Origin of the sequence: Streptomyces sp. TSRI0281, from assembly GCF_001905125.1 — a bacterium.
Taxonomy (GTDB): Bacteria; Actinomycetota; Actinomycetes; order Streptomycetales; family Streptomycetaceae; genus Streptomyces.
Map to the genome: position 1 here is coordinate 48550 of NZ_LWLE01000036.1, position 17808 is coordinate 66357.

Consider the following 17808-nt stretch of genomic DNA (forward strand, 5'->3'; position numbering starts at 1 on the left):
CGCGTGAGCACCGAACCGGAGGATGACATGGAAACCGAATATGAAATCAAACTTCGCGACACAGTGAAGGAAGTCCAGGAATGCGACTCAATTCGGACGAATAAGTACGACCGGGGCCCGTTGGCCATTTACCTAAAGCGCGCCGAAGATGCATTTGAGATCATAAGGCAGGTTCAGGATATTCCGCCACCGGCGGGACTCGGAGAGAATTTCCATCGATACTCCAACCTCTCCTTCTCCTGGCGCGCCCTGGAACCGTTCGACAAGATCGCAGGGGAGTTTCATATAATTCACATCGCCGAGGCGGTGGTACGCGGCCCTCAGCGATCGCCGATTCACCCGGCAACTACCGAAACAGGGAGACTTATCGAGGAGTTTAGGATTTTCGAGACCCACCCTGTGGGAGGTACCGGAACATACTCCGCACTGAGACTCACACATAATGAGGACTCGCCGGAGATCTGGTACTTCGATATCCGACAGGGCCCCTCTCGGCTCCACATCAACTACAGCGACTACCTCGACGTCATGTTGCTTACCAGGGGCCTATACGACTGGCAGTACCTTTTTGCGAAGCCGGACAAAGACAACTACGGAATGTCTGTGTCGCTTCCCTACCTGCGCGACGGGCTCGCCTTTCTCGCCCGCGAGTTCGCCGGCGACGACCTGTCGGACCTCCTCGACAGATTGGCGGAGCGCACCCGAGTCGCAGACGAGGTGTCGTAGGTTCGGCAACCGCTCTCGGGGTGCCCCGAGCATCGACATCGACCAGCACAGTTGGCGCACTTCCCCACGCGAGGTGCAAGGCCGTGTGACGTCACACATCGGCCACCCGCACAGGCAGCGACTTCAACCCGTTGATGAAGTTCGACACCAGCCGGCGCGGTGGGGCCGCAGAGTGGAGTCGGCCCGATGGCAGGGCGCGGCACATCTCCTCGTACAGCGCGCGCAGCTGCAATCGCGCGAAGTGCGCCCCCAGGCAGACATGAGGGCCGTCGCCGAACGAGATGTGCGGGTTCGGGGACCGCGAGAGGTCCAGGGTGAACGGGTCGGGGAAGACGCGTTCGTCGTGGTTGGCCGAGGCGTGGAAGACGACCACCTTGTCGCCGGTGCGGATTCGGGTGCCTGCCAACTCCGTGTCCCGGGTGGCCGTGCGGCGGAACGTCAGGACCGGCGGGTGGCGGCGGAGCAGTTCGTCCACGGCCGTGGTGAACCCCACCTCGCCGTCGCACAGGCGGCGGTACGCATCCGGATGCTGGGCCAGTAGATGCAGGCCGCCAGGAGCCGCGCTGCGTACCGTGTCGTTCCCCGCCACCACCAGCAGGAAGAAGAACATCTCCAGTTCGGGCGCGCTCAGTTCAGGATCGGTGGCGAGGGCCGTCATCACGTCGTCGGCGGGGTGCTGACGCTTGTGTGCCGCCAGCTCGTGCGCGTACGCGAACATGTCGCGCAGTGACGCCGGAGAGCGCGGGTTGACCGGCTTGCCGTCCGGGCCGAGTGTCGGCGTTCCCGCCTCGTCGGGGTCCTGGTAGCCGATGACCCGTTGGGTCCAGTGGAGAAGGAGGCCCCGGTCGCTGTCCGGTACCCCCAGCAGGTCCGTCAGGTTGAGCAGCGCGTAGTCGTCGGTGACCTGGGCGACGAGGTCACAGGTGCCGTTGCCGCCCCGCGCCTCGGTGACCGCCCGGTCGAGGAGGGAGCGGGCGCGTTCACGTACGACCGTCTCGAAGCGGTCCACCCGCCCGGGGGTGAAGGCGCGGCTGACGAGCGTACGCAGTCGCCGGTGGTGCGGTGGGTCCTGGTTGAGCATCATGCGGCGGATGAACGGCAGATCCGCGGGGTCCGGGTTGCGGATCTGGGTGGCGCCGAGGTACGAGGAGTACGTGGACGAGTCCTTCAGGACCCGGACGGCGTCCCGGTGCCGGGTGACCGCCCAGAAGCCGGGGCCCGCAGGCCACCCCAGTACCTCCGGCTCCTCCTGCCACGCGACGGGGTGGTGATCGCGCAGGTGGCGGTAGCGGTCGTGGGGGATGCCCAGCGCGTACTGCCCCGGGTCGAAGATGTCCGGTACGGGCGATCCGGCGTCGGGCCCGCTCACGCCGTCACCTCGCCGCCCTCCACGTGCGCGTCCACGTCCACGTGCACGTCCGGATCCACGTCCACGTCCGCCCGCAGGAAGTCCTCCATCACACGGATCAGGTCGAGCGGGGCCTCGTCCATCGCGTAGTGGCCGCACGAGGGCAGCTCCACCAGTTCGGCGCGCGGAAACCAGCGCATCCAGGTGGCACGCTGCAGATCGGCGGAGAGGGCCGGGTCCAGCGCCCCCGCGACCACCAGGGCCGGCACGGGCGAACCGTCGATCCGGTCGTGGAAGTCCTCGCCCGCCCAGGAGTCCAGCCAGGCCCGGAACGCCTTCGCGTCGCTGCACTCGACCGAGCGACGCACCATGCGATCCAGCCAGCCCGCCGGGCGCCGGCCTCCGGTGGTGGTGTCGAGGATGGCCCGACGGTTGTCCGGGTTCTGCGCCGCCGCGGCAAACAGTTCCCACTGCTCGGGCGGCAGAGGCAGGCCGGACGCGGGGACCGGTGACACCCCGACGATTCTGCGGACCCGTTGCGGCGCTGCGGCCAGCGTCCGCTGGATGACGGAGCCACCCATCGAGTGGCCGATCAGCGAGAACCGGTCCCAGCCGAGCCGGTCGGCCAGCGCGATCACGTCGTCGGCGCCCTCCGCCGTGGTGTACGAACCGTCCGCGTCCCTGGCCTCGCCGTATCCCCGTAGATCCACCACCGCGTACTGGAACGAACCGAAGTCGAGATCCGGCAGCAGCGGGTCGTAGGCGGAACGGTCGGCGAGCCAGCCGTGCACCGCGATCACCTTGTGCGGGCCGTCGCCGTGCAGGACATGAGGCAGAACAGACAATGCGGTCACACTGGCTCCCGTCGCGGTACGGCGATGATCTGTCGGTCAACAGCCCGCCCGCCCACGGTGGCGGCAACCATCGGCCCGCGCAAGGGCACACGCGGAGACTGCGGCAAGGCCGCTGGTCGTGTCATGCCGACGGGTACGGATGCCGGCGGGCAAAGATCGTGAAGATTTCCGCCTGCGCCCCCGGCGAGGGGCCCACCAAATCCGCGTCCGCGTCCGTCTCCTCGCCCGCCTCCGCGTCCGCGTCCGTCCATGAGGGCACTATCGCGGCGGTGCGCTCCCGGCCGGAACTCCCCCATGAAGGCCAGTGCTCCCCCGGCCCCAGGCAGACACAAACCGCGCCTGCCGAATCCTGCAACTCCCTGTCCCGGCAGTCCAGTTGACGTCACGCTCATTCGATCCACCACGTCGGGCACCCGGAACGGGAGACGCATCATGCTCAGTGCGAGAAGTGCTCTGTACCGCCTCGCTGCCACAGCGAGCGCCGCGCTGATCGCCGTGGGGGTGGGCCTGCTCGGGGCTTCTCCTGCCGCGGCTGTCGACTACTACTACGAGCTTCCCTACCCCGCGGGTGAGGCGTACACCGTCACCCAGGGGCCGGAGGGGACGTACTCGCACACCGGCCCGTACAACGAGTACGCCTGGGACCTCGGGCTCCCGGCCAACTACGAGGTGTCCGCGGCGCAGGGCGGCACCGTTCTCGTATCGGACTGGTCGCCGTACTGGCAGAACGGCATCGAGGTCATCATCCGGCACCCCAACGGCCAGTGCACCCACTACGCGCACCTCAACCGGGCGATCTACAACACCGGTGACTGGGTCCCGCAGGGCAGGATCATCGGCTGGTCCGGCAGTACGGGAGCGTCCACCGCGCCGCACCTGCACTTCCAGGTCATCGACTGCAACACCCGGGTCGGCATCCCCGCCACGCTCCAGGGCTGGACGCCCTCCACCGGAACCGCGCCGGTGAGCGTCAACACCCGGGCCTGACAGCGGTCTGACGGTCCCGACTGCTGCGGCTGCCCCGGCTGCCGCAGCAGTCAGGACCGTCCGGCAGCTCCCTACCTGCGCGCCCTCAGCCCTGCACCAGTCGCAGATACGGTCCGAACTCCGACGCCAGCGTCAGCCGTCCCAGCTTCTGGTACTCCCGCTGGATCGCGTGGATCAGCGTCGGCATCGTCACCGACTCCCCCGTGTCCGCCGCCAGGTACGCCGCCGTCACCGCGATCGAGCGGATGTTGCCGCCCGCCAGCTCGAAGTTCTCCGCGCAGAAGTCCAGGTCCAGGTCCGTGCCCCTCGGCAGGAGCGGGCCGAGGCAGCGTTCCCAGAGGACCAGGCGCTGGTCGGGGTCCGGGACGGGGAAGTCGATGACGAGGTCCAGGCGGCGGGTGAAGGCATCGTCCAGGTTGGCCCGGAGGTTAGTCGCCAGGATGGCGAGGCCGTCGAAGGACTCCATGCGTTGCAGGAGATACGCGCTCTCCACGTTGGCGTAGCGGTCGTGGGCGTCCTTCACGTCCGAGCGTTTGCCGAAGATCGCGTCCGCCTCGTCGAAGAGGAGGACGCCGTTCACCCCTGCCGCCTCGGTGAAGATGCGCTCCAGGTTCTTCTCCGTCTCGCCCACGTACTTGTCGATGACCGTGGCCAGGTCGACCGTGTAGAGGTCAAGGCCCAAGTCCGAGGCGATCACCTCCGCCGACATCGTCTTGCCGGTGCCGGAGTCGCCCGCGAAGAGCGCCGAGACGCCCCGGCCCCTGCCGCCTCCCGGACGCATACCCCACTCCCCCAGGACCCGGTCGCGATGGCGGGCGCGGGCCGTGAGTTCGCGGAGCTGGGTGTGGGAGTCGGGGGGCAGAACCAGGTCGTCCCAGGTCACCGTGGGCTCGATACGCCGGGCCAGCCGGTCGAGGCCCGCCGCGTTCTGGGCGCGGGCTCCCTGGCGTACGTGGTCGGAGGTGAGGGTTCCACCGGCCAGGCGGGCCGTCTGGGCGGCGCTCCGGGCGGCTCCCGTCACCTGTTCCGGAGTGAGGAGGAACGGCGCGAGGAGATGGTCCGGGTCGATGGCGGGCGGGAGGGGGGACGGGGCCAGCTGTTTGTACGCGTCCGTCCAGAGCGCGCCGCGCGCCGACGGCTCCACCCTGGGGGCGTGCAGGAGCAGCGGTGGAGAGGTGGACCAGGACGCGTCCCAGGGCACCCGGCCCACCATGACCGTCGGTACGGGGGTGGCCGTGAGGAGCCTGAGCAGGTGCGGGTGTTCGCGCGAGACCGCGTCCAGCGGGGCGCAGACCAGGCCCGCGCCCGTCAGTCGCGCCTCGCGGACCAGGGAACGTACCGCGTCCGCCGGTGCGGGGTCCTCGGCCAGCCGTGCCAGGTCCAGGCCCAGGACGCCCCGGCCCGCCCGCGTGAGTGCCGAGGCGGCCAGCGCCGTGCCCGCGCCGCCCTGGTCCTCGCTGAGGTAGGCCAGAGGGACGCCGTCGGCCAGGACCCCGGCGAGCGGAGCCGGGTCGCCGACGCCCGGTATCACGTGCCAGGGGGCCAGCAGGTCCGCCAGACGCGGGTCCGGGGTGTCGTCGCCCAGGAGGTGGGCGGTCACCCGGTCCGGTACCCGCAACGCTCGGCTCAGGAACGGGCGGTCCAGGTCCTCGACCAGCAGCAGCCGGCCCTCCCGCAGCGGAGAGCGGGCCGACAGCCGGCCGCGCGCCACCTGATCGGCCGGAGACAGTCCGCACAGTCCCAGCGCCAGACCGATGGACGGGCGACGGCGCGTCACGTCGTCGTTGAGGTAGCCGTAGAACGCCTCGAACCGGTCGTCCAGATCCGGTACAAGGGCGATGAGCAGGATCTCGACGTCGAGCGAGGTGAGCCCGAACTCGGCTTCCAGGGCGGTCAGTCGGGATGCCGGGGTGGGGCCGGGGGCGGCGGGGACTTCCGAAACCTCCGGGATCTTCGAAACCTCCGGGGATTCCGGGTCCTCCGGTGCTTTTGGGTTCTCCGGGGCTTCCGGGAGCGGCTCGGGGAAGCCGCGTACCGCGTCCTCGTCCAGCAGTCTCGCGATGTTCTCGTCCGTGAGGTACAGCCCCCGGAACGCGTCGTCCGGGTCCGGGTCGACGCGTTGCCGGGCCTCGACCGCCCGGCGGATGCGCTGCTCCACGGCCACCGCCCGCGCGAGGAGATGGCGCAGGTTCGGGTCGTCGGTGGGGTGGCCCGAGGTCGTCATGCGGTGCTGTCCTCCGTACGGCCGCCTCGGCCGTCCCTCTCGCCTCGGCTGTCCCGGTCGTCCCTCTCGCCTTGGCCGTCCCGGTCGTCCCTCTCGCCTTGGCTGCCCCGGTCGTCCCGGCTGCCCCTCGCGCCCCGGTTCTCGGTGATCCGGAGCGAGAGGCCTCGGCGGGGCTCGCCCGTACCGGACGCCGCACGCCGGTCGCGTCCATCGGAGCCGGCCCGTCCATCGGGGCCGTCGCGTCCGTCGAACCCGTCGACCGCTGCCCGTCCTGGGCGGCCCGGACGGGACCCGTACACCGGCAGACCGGGCCCACGCCCCGGCATCGGCTGACGGGGCTGTTCCGGAGGCGTTGGTACGTCCCCGAACCGTGCCTGGAGCCCCTCGTCCCCCACCGGCGGGCCCGCCACATAGGTCGGCGATGCCGTCACCGGAACGCTGACCACCAGGTCGAGCGAGGGTTTCAGCTCCCCGCCCAGCGCGCTCCACACATCCGCGAACGAGCGGTCCTCGGGCGGCGGTAGCGCGATCGACATCGGTACGGCGGCCCCGATCTCCGCCAGTGAACCCGTCAGCCGCTCCGGGGGCAGCGCCTCGTAGCGCAACAGGCACGCGAGCAGCGAGGACAACAGCCGGTGTTCGTCCTCCGGGCGCTTCGTCCACGCCGTGATCAGGTACGACAGCTTGAAGTAGCGGGGCGGGCGGCGGCGCGCGACGACCGTCCCACGCTCGTCGTACTCGTTGTGCAGGCCCCGCTCGCGGCGCTTCATGTCCTCGCGGATGTCATAGAGGTAGAGGTTGACCATGGGGGCGTTGACCTTCGCCGCCCACTCCCTCGTCGGCGCGTCGAAAACCACCGCGATCTGACCGCCTTCGAGCACTTCTGCCCGAATCAGGGACCGTAGTACGTCGTCGACCTCGTGGATCATCCGGTGACCGCCCTCATCCTGCTCGGCTCATCCTTCTCTGCTCATCAGGCTCGGCTTATCCTGCTCGGCTTCTCCTGTACCGGCTTCTCCTGTACCGGCTTCTCCCTCTCGGCTCCTCATGACCGGCCCGCGAAGTCCGGTGGCTGGAGGTTGCGTTGCACCACCAGGACCGGTTTCTGGAGACGGGGGAGGTCGCGGGCGTCCGCTCGCAGCATGCGCGGGCCGAGCGTGTCCTTGCGCAGGACCAGCATCTGTACCTCGAAGGTCCCGTCGCGGCCCACCCGTACGCCGGACCGGTCGGCGGTAATGCCGATGTTCCACGTGAAACGTACGGTCTCGCCGGGCGGATAGTCCTTGCCCCGGGCCAGTACGGGCTGCCCTGGCCTGGCGACCTGCGGGGTGACGGTGAGCGAGGGCTTCAGGACGCGCAGCCGGTCCGTGTCCTTGTTGTTCGCCGTACGGCGGTCGGGCAGTTTGCCGCGCACGGTGGCCCGTACGTCGCCGGTGATCGCCGCCCGGTACGTACCCGTCTGCGTCACCTCGATCCGTCCCCCGGCGGGGATGGTGCACGGCTTGGCGGCACTGCACCGGTTGAGACCCGGCAGGCTGCGGTCCTTCGCCTTGGACGGCTTGGGCCAGGTCGCGCCGATGACGACCTCGGTCGCCGCGTCCGGGCCGGCGTTGGTGACCGTGAACCGGGCGCGGGCCGGGCGCCCGACGTAGGTGCGGTCCGGGCTGACATCGGCCTTGACCGCGATGTCCGACGAGGGGGGCACCGGGGCTTCCAGCACCTCGAACTCCGCCGTGTCGGTTGCGGTGTTGCCCGCCGCGTCCGTCGCCGAGCAGGTGACCGTGGTCGCCCCGACCGGGAAGAGCGATCCGGACGCGGGCGTGCAGGTGACCGGCAGCGTGCCGTCCTGGGCGTCCGTGGCCGTGGCCGTGTAGCTGATACGCACCCCGTCGTCGTCCTTCGCCCGGACCGTACGGTCGTCCACGGTGACGACGGGGGCGTTGATGTCGTTCACGTCGATGCTGATCTGCTGTTGGAAGTCCGGGTCGGGCACGGCGGCCGGCCCGATCGTGTCCGTCCCCGGCACCTGTGTCCCGAGCAGGAACTGCACGGTGCAGGTGAGGGTGGCGCCCTGCGGTGCGTCGGCCGCGACATCGATGGTCTCCGCGAAGTCGGCGGTCTCCCCGCTGGTCAGGCTGCGGATGGGCGGGTCGAGGGCAACGGTGAGGTGGGGGTCGCAGCTGTCGAGCTCGTAGCCGACGGAGGTGGGGAGGTTCTTGAAACCCTCGATGATCGCGTCGGTCACCCCGTCGCCCGGTATCCCGCTGAGCATCCGGCCGTTGGTGGCCGCGGCGATCCGTTTGGCCTGGTCGGGCTCGTGATACGGGTCCTGATAGGTGGGGCTGCTGTACCCCCAGCCGTTGAGCCCGTCGCCGTCCTCCGTCGTCACATCGACGGCGATGACCCGCACCCCCTTGTCCTGGAGCGCGAACACCGCTTCTTCGTAGGGGATCTTGTTGCTGGGGTTGTGACTCGACGCGTCGCCGACCAGGACGACCACCGGGCTGGCCCCTTCCCGGAAGACCGTCCCGCCGTCGGCGCCGTTGGCCACCTTCCACAGCGCGTAGATCCAGTCCTCGGACGGGCCCTTGCTCCTGTAGCCGCGAAGGATGTTCAACTCGTCGACACCCTTCTTCTGCACATCGTCCAGGTTCGTCGTCAGCCCCTGGAGCACGGCGAACTCCGCCGTCGGATCGTCCTTCTCATCGCCGTACGTGGCCACGGCGAACCGCGAATCCGCTTGCTGGTCGCGGACCGCCGCCGTGATCTTCTTCAAGCCCTTCTGCACATCACCGATCGGAACCTTCATACTCCCGGTGCCGTCCACCAGCAGCACCACATCGGGCCTCGGCGGGACGGCCGGTGTCCGCACCCGCTTGTCCACGCCCGTCGAGCCGCCCGGGTCGAGCGCCCCGTGCACGCTCGCCGGGGTGACCCACGGGTCCGGGGGAACCGGCATGGTCGTGGCCACGCCGGTCACACCGGTCACACCCGAGGCGGGGGCCAGACCGGCGGCCAGCAGGAGCAGGACGAGCGCCGCCCAACGGCGCGTCCCGGCCGGCCCGCGTGATCCTTTTCCTGGCTGCAACCACCGCACGGAATTCCTCCCCCGAAACCCGACCGACCGGTTCGCACGGTCCCGCGAAAACTGCACGTCCGCACCGGAAAGCGAGCCACACCGCCGGGAAGGCCGAATTGCCCTTTGAGGCAATACAACGGCGCCCGAAGATCACCACTACGGCACCCGAAGATCAGATAAGACCTTGCCGCATCGCATACGCCACCGCATGGGAACGATTTCGCAGCTGAAGGCGGGTCATCACGGAATGCAGCACATTCTTGATCGTGCGCTCGGAATAGGCCAGTTTCGTCGCGATGTCCGCGGTGTCGTACCCCTCGGCGACCAGCCGCAGCACATCCACTTCACGCGCCGCCAGACCGGTGAAGTGGAGACCGCGCGGACCCAGCACCTGCCCCTGGAGCCTGCCGACCTCTTCGAGGAGGCGTCCGAGCAGATCGGAGGGGAGATGGCCCTCCCCGCGCGCCACCGTCCCGATGACATGCACCAGATGCTCGGGCGTCGACTCGGAGCGCCTGACCACACCGGCCACGCCGCACTCCGCGGCGCTCACCAGCTTCTGCTCATCGATGTCCGTGGTGACCAGAACGGTGCGGGCGGTACTCGTGCGCTGTATGTGGCGCAGCATCCTCAGTACGTCCTCGTCGACCGTGTCCACCACCACGACCACCACCTGGGGCGAGGGCTCGGCCTCGCCCCATTCCATGACGCTGACCTCGGGACGGGCCCTCAATTGGCTGGCCACGCCCGCCTGCGAAATTGGATCTTGGGCCCTTAATGCGACAGTGGTGCGCTCCATGTCAATGCTCCCCCTGGGCAACAGCCGGAAGCATCACAGCATGCTCAAGCCTCACAGCTGCACACGTCTGCCTCATTAGTTATGAGGCGGTCAAAAGATTCCCATGTTTACTGACGAGGAAACTAAAAGGTGGTTACGGGCACTACATCTGCCCGAAAGTGTTCCTTCACGGCCGATGCCCGACAACGTCGGCGACCCTACGGTCCGCCGTATGAGTCTTACGGCAAGTCTCGACGAGTCGTCCGTCACCGCCGCACCGGGCGAGGAGACGGCCCTCCCCCTGCGGGTCCTCAACTCCGGCCAGACCGTCGAGGAGTACCGCTTCGAGGTGGTGGGCGCCTGTGCCGCCTGGTCGGCGGTGGAGCCGGCGGTGCTGTCCCTGTACCCGGGTGACTCCCGGACCGTATCGCTCATGCTGCGGCCGCCCCGCGACTCGACCGTACTCGCGGGCGAGACCCCGTTCGGGATACGGGTGGTGCCCACCAGCGAGCCGGACGGCACCGTGGTGCCCGAAGGCCGGGTGACGGTGCTGCCGTTCATCGAGACGACCGCCGAACTGGTACCGCGCAGCTCCCACGGCTCGCGCGGCGGACGGCACCAGTTCGCCGTCGACAACCGCGGCAACACACCGGTCACCGTGCGGCTCGGCGCCCAGCCCGGTTCCGAACTGGCACGCGTCGCCTTCGCCGTGTCCGAGCTCCAGGTCGCCCCCGGGCACGCGGAGTTCGGAAAGCTGCGCGTCCGTCCGGCCAAGCGGATGTGGCGCGGTATGCCGGTCACGCACCCCTTCCAGGTGTTCGCCGCCCCGCAGGTGGCGGAGGGCCAGGAACCGGTGGAACCCGTCCTCGTGGATGGCTCCTACCAGCAGGAACCGATCCTTCCGCGCTGGCTTCCCCGCGCCCTGATCACGGCGGCGGTGCTGCTGATCGCGCTGGTCGGCCTCTGGTACGCCCTGCTGCGCCCGGCCGTGAAGTCGGCGGCACGGGAGGCGGTCACGCCCGAGGCGGTACGTTCCGCCGCGGCGGCGGCCGACAAGAGCAAGGCGCCGAACCAGGGCGACACGGCCGGAGCCGGTTCCGGAGGCGGTTCCGGAGGCAGTGGCTCCGCAGGTGCGGGCTCGGGCGGCGGCGCGTCGGAACCCAGCCCCACCCCGAGCACGGGCGGCGCTGTGGGGGACCCCGCGACATCGGCCGCCCCCACCAGCGCCCAGGTGCGGGTCAGGGACGCGGTGGGCGGCGGCTCGAACACCTCGACCGCGCTCCAGGTGCCGGACGGGCACACGTTCCAGCTGACCGACATCGTGGTGCAGAACCCGCAGGGGGACGCGGGAACGGTGACCGTCTCCGCCGGAAAGGACAACCGCGTGCTGAGCCTCGGGCTGGAGAACTTCCGGGACTCCGACTACCACTTCGTAACGCCGATCCTGGTGCCCGCGGGCGGCAAGGTCACCATGACCATCGACTGCCGGAAGGTAGGGAAGCCGGTGGGCGCACCGGCGCCCTCGCGGTGCGCCGAGTCGCTGTTCCTCGGCGGCACGATGCGCCCGGACTCCGCAGGCTGACCACCCGACCGGGTCGGTTGTCGGACCGGGCCGGGTCGGTTGTCGGGCCGGGTCCGGTCGTCGAGCCGGTCAGGTCAGGGCGGCCGGTCGAATCACGGCAGCCGGTCGAATCAGGCGGCTTCGCGCCGTCGGTCCGGTCGGCTGCGGGGCGGCCGGGCGGGTGGCTCAGGCCGGTGGGGCTTCCTCTTCCTCCTCCGGGCCCTTCTCCTCGGCCCGCTGGACGAACGAGCCCTGCACGTCGGCCGGTTGTTCGTCCTCGTCCTCCGTGGCCGCACGCTGCACGGCGGGCGCGGCGGAAGCGGCGGAAGCGACCGGTGCGGCGGGAACAGTGGTAGCGGCGGCGGCCGGAGCGGGCTCGGCCGACACGGGTGCCGGGTCCGACAGCACCCGGTCCGCGTTCGCCACAGCCTCCCGTTCGAAGCGGTCCGAGGGATCACTGACCCGGATGCCACCCGGCGCCTCCGTGCCCTCGACCGGCCCGCTGCGCTGCTGGATCACATGCGTCAGCTCATGGGCCAGCGTCGTACGGCCCTGCGGTGACGACGGGTCGTACGCGTCCCGCTGGAAGACCACGTTGTTGCCCACGGTGTACGCGTGCGCTCCGACGCCCTTCGCCGACTCGTGCGCGGCGGAGTCGTTGTGGACGCGTACGTCGGAGAAGTCCGCGCCCATACGGCTCTCCAGATCCGTACGGGTATCGGTGTCCAGGGGCGAACCGCCGCCGGACGACACGACGTCGTGGACCGGTGAGCGCTGCGCCGCTTGGGGTTCTTCCTCCGCCGGTCCGGACGGGCCGGCCTTGGCGCGCTGGATCATCGGGCCGAGCGCGCCGTTGCCCACGATCCGCTGGAGCATGCCCATTCCGCTCGTCCCGACCACATCCGTACGCCCGGCAGCCGCAGCCCGGAAGAGGTGGTGCGTGTCCGCCCCGCCGTCGTGGACGTCCGCCGTCCTCGGCGCCGCGACCGCGACCGCGTCCGCGTGCTCGTGCCGCCCGTACTCGTCCTGCCCGTACTCGCTCTCGCGCGGGAGGTCGTGGTCGTGGGCCCGCTCCGGGTCCTGCTCGTGCTGATGCTCGTGGTCGTGTGCGTTCATCGTCATCTCCCCTGACCGCACCGGTCGCAGACGTCCGCCGCGACGCCTCGCGGCGGCCCGCACCGGTCCCGGCTCTCCACCTTTACGGGAGGCTCCCTGCCCCGTCCAGCCCACGTCCGGCCCGTCCGGTGCACCCGGTGCTGCCTTTTCGGGCACCCGGACGGTACGGGCGTCCCCCGCGCCCCGCCCGCACAGCGGCCCGAAGCGGCAGCACCGCGCCACCGCTCAGAGCGTGCCGCGCGCCGGAACCACGCTCACCGAAACGTGGCTCTCTCCCGGCCCCGGCCGCCGGGTCCACGAGGCACCCCGCACCGCGTGCAGCCGGCCGTGGCGCAGGGCGAACCGCGGCAGCGTCACCCCGAACGCCTCGGCTATCGCGTCGAGCGCCCGTATCTCCGCTTCCTGGTCGAGGTGGGCACCGGCACCGTCGGCGAGGCCGTGGGGACCGGACCCGAAGAGGGCGGTGCCGAACAGGGCCGGGTCCAGCCCTTCGGGCGGTGTCCCGGTGGACTCGGCCCCGCCTCCGCGTGCCGTACTCCCGAAGCGCCGGCGGCCGTCCTCCGCGTACGAGAAGCGGAACGCGTCCTGGAACGCCTCGCCGGGGGCGTGACGCCGCTCGCTCCAGAGCGATATCGCCCGCGTGCCCCGCGACACCTCGGCGTCGAGGCCGTTCAGCCTGTTCGGCTGGAAGGTCTCGGGCCGAAGCTCGAAGGCGAAACTCCAGCCACCCCGACCGCTACCGCCGTCCCCGCCACCCCCGTCACCACCGCTGCCGCCATCAGCGCCGCTACCGGCACCTCTACCGCACGAGCCCACCCGGAACAACGGGCCCCACGCGCCCTGCTGCCCCGGGAGACCGTGCGCGAGGCCCCACAGGTCCTGCTCGCCGCACGGGGCCAGCAACGGGCCGCTCCCGCCGAGCCGTTCCGCTAGAACCTCCGGGGTCACGCCTTGAACGAGTACAAGGCGGTAGGAGTGCTCCCCCCGCTCACCCCCGGCCAACCACCCGAGCCCTGCCGCCGGCTCCTCCACCGGAACCGGACCGGAATCCCGAACCGGAGCCACACCCGACCCCGAACCGGAAGCCGCAGCCCGGCCCGCCCCCGGCGCACCGCCCCTGGCCGTGTTCAGGATGCGGCGGCCCCGCTCCGGTGTGATGACCGGCGCCAGGATCGGATCGGCCATCAGCCCGACCGGCGCTATCTGCTCCGAGCTGTACGGCTCCCACTGTGCGACGGCGTCCGCGATCGTGCGCCACGCCGCTTCCGTGTCGCCCCAGCGGGCCTGCTCCCTGGCCTCCACCACGGCCCGGCCGAACGCACCCGGCGCCTCGTAGCGGAAGGTCCGCTCCGACACCTCCCGCAACACCGCCCCCACCCGTGGGCGATCCTCCTCCTCGTACCGTCGCAGGAACCACTCGTCGTCCCGGTGACGGCCGCCCCTGATCTCCCCCGCGGCGACGACCGGCAGGATCTCGCGTACGTACAGCGGATCGTCCAGGTCCACGGTCGCCGCCAGGTATCCGGGCGGGCCGGTCATCGCGGTGATCTGGTCGCGCAGCCGCCGCGCCCGCGCCCGCCCGAACGAATCGGCCCGCGCGAGGACGGCCAGCAACTCGTCCACGTCACCGCCGGCCAGACACGCGAGGCGGGCCCGCTCGACGGAGGCGTCCAGTTCTCGGGTCTCCTCGTTCTCGAAGTCGGCGTTGTCGCTGTACTCGCGGTGGAATTCGCGGTACATCGACTGCATGTAGTCCGCGAACGACTCGTAGCGGTCGGGGAATTCGCCGGACCAGCCCTTGTAGACGTACACCGGCCACTCGCCGTCCTCGCCCACGTCCCCCGGGTCGAGCAGCACATCGGTCATGTCCGAGTCGAGCGAGAGCTGGAGCGATCGCTTCCACATCGCGGCCCGCCGGATCTCCGCCGGGTCCGCGTTCTCGTCCAGGTTCTCCTCGTACAGGGGCGTAAGGCCGAGCGGGTCGCCGTGCCAGTGGATGTCCTCCGCGACGCCGAGCAGGTAGACCATCATGCCCGCGTGCCGCCACCCGTTGGACGCCCGGAGGAAGGCCCGGTACGACGGGGGCAGCACCGTGCCCAGCCGCTCCTCCAGTACGGCTATGCCCTGGTCGTCCGCGGGCGGGAAGCCGAGCCCGCCGGCGGCCAGCGCCTCCTCGTCGACCTCCTCGGGATCGAGCGCGGCCTGTGCCGCGACCCACTGCCCACTCCAACGGTCCAGAAACAACTGCCAGTTGTCGATTCCCACGTATCCGATCCTGACATCCACCACTGACAACCCACAGCGACACGAAGGCGAGACGACGAAGGCGAGACGATACGTCTTGCGAGGCCCGGGCGATCGCGCTAATCTGCCACTCGAACCAAACGAGACGATACGACTCGTCTAGCCGCACTCGACCCGTCGTACCGACCTCGCCCACGCTTCACCGACCCTGTCGCCGACGGAAGGAATCGCCCTTGCAGCCGACCCCAGCCACCACCGCGCCCCGCACGACCTCCCGGATCGTCCTGACCGACGTCACCAAGCGCTACGACGACCGCCAGGTCCTCGACCGCGTCACCTGCACCCTCCGCCCCGGCGAACGGGTCGGGGTCATCGGCGACAACGGCTCCGGGAAGTCGACCCTGCTCCGGCTCCTCGCGGGCGTCGAGCAGCCCGACAACGGCACCGTCGACGTCACGGCCCCCGGCGGCATCGGCCATCTTCCGCAGACCATCGACCTGCCGGACACCGCATGCGTCGGCGACGCCATCGACCTCGCCCTGGCCGACCTGCGCGCCCTGGAGCGGCGCATCGCCCGCGCGGAGGCGTCCCTGGGCCGTGCGACGCCCGAGGAGCTGACGGCGTACGGCGAGCTGGTCACCGCGTACGAGGTACGGGGCGGCCGGGACGCGGAACGCCGGGTGGAGATCGTCCTGGCCCGGCTCGGCGGGCGCACCGCCCCGGACCGCGACCGTCCGCTCGGCACCCTGTCCGGAGGGCAGCGTTCCAGGCTGGCGCTCGCCGCGACGCTGGCCGGCTCCCCCGAACTGCTGCTCCTCGACGAGCCGACCAACGACCTGGACGACGAGGCGGTCGCGTGGCTGGAGGAACACCTGCTGGCCCACCCGGGAACGGTCGTGGCCGTGACCCACGACCGCGCCTTCCTGGACCGGGTCACCACGAGCATCCTGGAAGTCGACGGCGCCCGGCACACGGTCCAGCGGTACGGCAACGGCTACGCGGGGTTCCTCGCCGCGAAGACCGCCGCCAGGGCGCGCCTGCACCGGCGGTACGAACAGTGGCGGGCCGAGAACGCCCGGTACTCCGCGCTCGCCGACTCGAACATCGGGCTGCTCTCCGCCATCCCGCGCAAGGCACCCGCCTCGTTCAGCGGCGCGGGGGCGTTCCGGGCGCGGTCGCGGTCGCACGGCGCGATGAGCCGTATCCGCAACGCCCGCGAGCACCTGCACCGGCTCGCCGAGAACCCGGTGCCGCCACCACCGCAGCCCCTGCGCTTCACCGGCCGCATCCAGGGCCCCACCGACGCACCGACCGGAACAGCCCCGGACCCCGAGGCCGCCGCCCAGGTCACCGCCGCCCAGCTCACCGGCGTTCAACCCAGCGGCGTCCAGCCCACCGGCATCCAGCTCACCGGCATCCATGTCCCCGGCCGTCTCACCCTCGACGCCCTGCACCTCGCCCCCGGAGACCGCCTCCTGGTCACCGGCCCCAACGGAGCGGGCAAGTCCACCCTCCTCCAGGTCCTCGCGGGCGAGCTGGTCCCCGAGCGCGGCACGGTCCGCCGCCCGGACCGGGTCGGCCTCCTGCGCCAGAACACCGCACGCCCGGAGGGCGCCGAAGCGGCCTGTACGGTCCTCGAAACCTTCGCCGCGACCAGGGGGTGCGCCGACCCCGAGGAGGCGGCCGACGAACTGCTCGCCTTCGGCCTCTTCCGTGCGCGCGACCTGGCCATGCCCGTCGGCGCGCTCTCCATCGGCGGCCGGCGTCGGCTCGAACTGGCCGCACTGATCGCGAACCCGGTGGATCTGCTCCTCCTGGACGAGCCGACGAACCACCTGGCCCCGGCCCTGGCCGAGGAGATCGAAGCGGCGCTGGCCCAGTACACCGGAACCCTGGTGGTCGTCACCCACGACCGTCGGATGCGGGCGGCGTTCGCCCGGGTGAGCCGCCTCCGCCTCGCCCATCAGCAGCAGCTGGAGTCGCCGTCCTCCGGCCCTCTCGGGATCATCGGAGGATGACGCGAAGCGACAGCGGCAAGGACATCACGGTGCGGATCGCCCAGCAGCCCGAGGCGGACGAGCTCCTCGGGCGCAGCCCGCTGGCCGCCCTCGTCGGGATGCTGCTGGACCAGCAGGTACCGATGGAATGGGCGTTCACGGGCCCGTTCACATTGGCGGAACGAATGGGCGGGGACGACCTGGACGCCGGGGAGATCGCCGCCTACGACCCGGAGGCGTTCACCGAACTCTTCACCGCCAAACCGGCCCTGCACCGCTATCCCGGCTCCATGGCCAAGCGGGTGCAGCAACTCTGCCAGTTCCTCGTGGCGGAGTACGGCGGTGAGGCGAGCGCGGTGTGGACCGACGCGAAGACCGGCGACGAGCTGCTGGAACGGCTGAACGCACTGCCCGGCTTCGGCACCCAGAAGGCGCAGATCTTCCTGGCACTGCTCGGCAAGCAGTTCGGTGTCCGGCCCACGGGCTGGCGGGCGGCGGCCGGTCCGTACGGCGAAGCGGGCTCGCACCACTCGGTCGCCGACATCACCGGCCCGGACTCCCTCGCCCAGGTGCGTGCGCACAAGCAGGAGGCGAAAGCGGCGGCCAACACAGCCAAGGCTGCCAGGACGACAAAGACCGCGACCACGGCGACGGCGACCGCGACCGCAAAGGCGAAGGCGAAGGCGCAGCAGGGCGTGAAGAAGGGGGCGAAGAAGTGATCACGGACCGGCCAGTCATCGACAGGCTCTTCCAGGGCACCCCTGAGCGGTCATTCGATGAATAACAACTGATCACAAACGGCCACAGCGGTTCACAGAACTCACCTCACTCGCTAGCTTTCCCAGCACATCCGTTCACGCCGGAAGGACCCCTGTGCACGCAACACGTCGCAGA

Annotated in this window: 13 protein-coding genes; 5 read left to right on the forward strand and 8 right to left on the reverse strand. The window is 70.5% G+C overall.

Going from position 1 to position 17808, the window contains the following annotated elements:
* Positions 1-3 precede the first annotated feature (3 nt).
* On the forward strand, positions 4-726 hold the full coding sequence (locus A6A29_RS37100) for a hypothetical protein (protein ID WP_073727497.1): 723 nt from the start codon (positions 4-6) through the stop codon (positions 724-726).
* 91 nt (positions 727-817) lie between these two features.
* Here the strand turns inward: A6A29_RS37100 and A6A29_RS37105 are convergent, their stop codons facing one another.
* Both A6A29_RS37105 and A6A29_RS37110 read right to left on the reverse strand, forming a co-directional pair.
* Positions 818-2095 (reverse strand): cytochrome P450, encoded by a 1278-nt coding sequence (locus A6A29_RS37105; RefSeq protein WP_073727499.1) that lies wholly within the window; start codon positions 2093-2095, stop codon positions 818-820.
* Positions 2092-2928, reverse strand: coding sequence for an alpha/beta fold hydrolase (locus tag A6A29_RS37110; RefSeq protein ID WP_073727501.1), 837 nt, complete (start codon positions 2926-2928; stop codon positions 2092-2094). Before A6A29_RS37110 ends, A6A29_RS37105 begins: the two co-directional genes overlap by 4 nt.
* Positions 2929-3360: 432 nt before the next feature.
* On the opposite strand from A6A29_RS37110, the gene A6A29_RS37115 reads away from it, so the two are divergent.
* Complete coding sequence (locus tag A6A29_RS37115; RefSeq protein WP_073727503.1) at positions 3361-3915, forward strand: M23 family metallopeptidase; 555 nt, start codon at positions 3361-3363, stop codon at positions 3913-3915.
* An 85-nt stretch (positions 3916-4000) separates the two neighbouring features.
* Here A6A29_RS37115 and A6A29_RS37120 read toward each other — a convergent pair whose 3' ends face one another.
* The 4 genes from A6A29_RS37120 to A6A29_RS37135 form a co-directional block, all read right to left on the reverse strand.
* Positions 4001-6139, reverse strand: a complete 2139-nt coding sequence (locus tag A6A29_RS37120) for an ATP-binding protein (protein WP_073727505.1) — start codon at positions 6137-6139, stop codon at positions 4001-4003.
* Positions 6136-7068 (reverse strand): DUF4255 domain-containing protein, encoded by a 933-nt coding sequence (locus tag A6A29_RS37125; protein ID WP_073727507.1) that lies wholly within the window; start codon positions 7066-7068, stop codon positions 6136-6138. The genes A6A29_RS37120 and A6A29_RS37125 overlap by 4 nt, the downstream gene beginning before the upstream one ends.
* A 116-nt stretch (positions 7069-7184) precedes the next feature.
* A complete protein-coding gene (locus A6A29_RS37130; protein WP_079183179.1) occupies positions 7185-9236 on the reverse strand; it encodes an HYR domain-containing protein in 2052 nt (683 codons plus the stop codon).
* 154 nt (positions 9237-9390) lie between these two features.
* Entirely contained in the window at positions 9391-10017 is a 627-nt protein-coding gene (locus tag A6A29_RS37135) for a helix-turn-helix transcriptional regulator (RefSeq protein ID WP_073727509.1), read from the reverse strand.
* 211 nt (positions 10018-10228) lie between these two features.
* On the opposite strand from A6A29_RS37135, the gene A6A29_RS37140 reads away from it, so the two are divergent.
* Positions 10229-11578, forward strand: coding sequence for a COG1470 family protein (locus A6A29_RS37140; RefSeq protein WP_079183206.1), 1350 nt, complete (start codon positions 10229-10231; stop codon positions 11576-11578).
* Between the two features lie 165 nt (positions 11579-11743).
* Here the strand turns inward: A6A29_RS37140 and A6A29_RS37145 are convergent, their stop codons facing one another.
* Both A6A29_RS37145 and A6A29_RS37150 read right to left on the reverse strand, forming a co-directional pair.
* Complete coding sequence (locus A6A29_RS37145; RefSeq protein WP_073727511.1) at positions 11744-12679, reverse strand: eCIS core domain-containing protein; 936 nt, start codon at positions 12677-12679, stop codon at positions 11744-11746.
* A 219-nt stretch (positions 12680-12898) separates the two neighbouring features.
* The gene (locus A6A29_RS37150) at positions 12899-14938 is read right to left on the reverse strand and encodes an SMI1/KNR4 family protein (protein WP_073727513.1); all 2040 of its coding nucleotides are present in this window, start codon (positions 14936-14938) and stop codon (positions 12899-12901) included.
* A gap of 212 nt (positions 14939-15150) precedes the next feature.
* On the opposite strand from A6A29_RS37150, the gene A6A29_RS37155 reads away from it, so the two are divergent.
* Positions 15151-16935: an ABC-F family ATP-binding cassette domain-containing protein gene (locus A6A29_RS37155; RefSeq protein WP_073727515.1), complete on the forward strand. Its 1785-nt coding sequence runs from the start codon at positions 15151-15153 to the stop codon at positions 16933-16935.
* Positions 16932-17633 carry an HhH-GPD-type base excision DNA repair protein gene (locus A6A29_RS37160; protein WP_073727517.1) on the forward strand — a complete coding sequence of 234 codons (702 nt, stop codon included), beginning with the start codon at positions 16932-16934 and terminating at the stop codon, positions 17631-17633. The genes A6A29_RS37155 and A6A29_RS37160 overlap by 4 nt, the downstream gene beginning before the upstream one ends.
* Positions 17634-17808 lie beyond the last annotated feature (175 nt).